This is a genomic window from Aetokthonos hydrillicola CCALA 1050 (assembly GCF_017591665.1).
Classification (GTDB): Bacteria; Cyanobacteriota; Cyanobacteriia; order Cyanobacteriales; family Nostocaceae; genus Aetokthonos; species Aetokthonos hydrillicola.
On the sequence record NZ_JAAKGC010000444.1, the window covers coordinates 1 to 1,096 of the forward strand.

2 protein-coding genes are annotated in these 1,096 nt (G+C 42.3%); both read right to left on the reverse strand.

Annotated elements, in window-relative coordinates; translation table 11 throughout:
• A partial coding sequence (locus G4P69_RS38740) for a hypothetical protein (RefSeq protein ID WP_208355356.1) occupies positions 1-262 on the reverse strand: 262 nt, incomplete at its 3' end.
• A gap of 142 nt (positions 263-404) precedes the next feature.
• Positions 405-1,004: a hypothetical protein gene (locus G4P69_RS38745; protein ID WP_208355359.1), complete on the reverse strand. Its 600-nt coding sequence runs from the start codon at positions 1,002-1,004 to the stop codon at positions 405-407.
• Positions 1,005-1,096 lie beyond the last annotated feature (92 nt).

Below are 1,096 nucleotides of genomic sequence, written 5' to 3' on the forward strand. Positions count from 1 at the left end.
CGGCTACTTCACTTTTTTGTTGGCGGAGTTTATCGAGAGCGATCGCCGCTTTGCGAGCTTCTGCTGATGCAGGAGCAACAGTAGCATACCATTGTGCTAACAGTTGAGGTTCTAAGGTATCTAGAAATATAGCTAGGGAATGGGTGTGAGGGTTATCAAACAGACTCTCCACTTCCCAATTTCCCCAACGCCAAGGTATTTGAGGACTATCAAAGAACATCAAGCGTTGCAACCAGTTGATCAGCCAATAGAAAAATTTCATTGCTCCTCCTGGGCTAAGAATAAGGAGTCAGAAGACAGAATTGAGAAGTCAGAATCACTTTAAAACATACCGGCTCGCGTATAGATGTTAGAGATCATGCACTCATTCTGGCTCCTGACTCCTGACTCCTGAATTCTTTTTGTTAAAAATCGAGTAATTGTTGCCATTCCTCTTGAGCTATACCAGCGAACCGCACACTACCACTCAAAGGTGCAACCGCTGTAGACATTGGTAAGCGGTTGGCTGGAGAAATGCCAATTATGGAAATATGGACTTTAGTGGAGCGGTTTTGAGCTAGGTTTTGACAAATTTCTCGAATAGCTGCAAGAGTTACGGAGTTGGTAGTACCTTTAGTAACTATGAATCCGTAAACATTTTGCTGTTTGTTTTGCTGAACTTCATCTTTGATGCGTTGTATAGCTTGAATCAAAGCTTCGTCTGAAGATGGTTTTGGTGTAATTTCCTCGGTTAAAGCTTCCAAATCGTGAGTTGTTACTGCGGAGTATATATTTTGCACGTTTCCACCCGAGAAAACATCAACAGATGTCCACTGGTTTTCTCTTCGGTGTGCTAACGTGTCGAGGATGTTTTGGCTAAGTTCAGTAATTTCTGGTGAACTCGTCTCTAAGGCGATATAAGTCTTTGATTTTTGGATTCCTGCGTTTTGATGATTAAGGGATTTGCCAAGAGCAATAATGGCTGCCAATCCCAATGTGATGAATAATAGCTTGTTGGTTTTCATTCAGCACCCCCTCGGGTGAAATCAATGTAAACAAAAAGCCGGGAAGTTGTGTTGTTACTTCTCCGGCTTGTAAACTTCTGGTTTATCGAAAG

Excerpts from the sequence above, each read along its gene's own strand:
- G4P69_RS38745 (WP_208355359.1), bottom strand. The coding sequence starts at position 1,004 with ATGAAAACCAACAAGCTATTATTCATCACATTGGGATTGGCAGCCATT.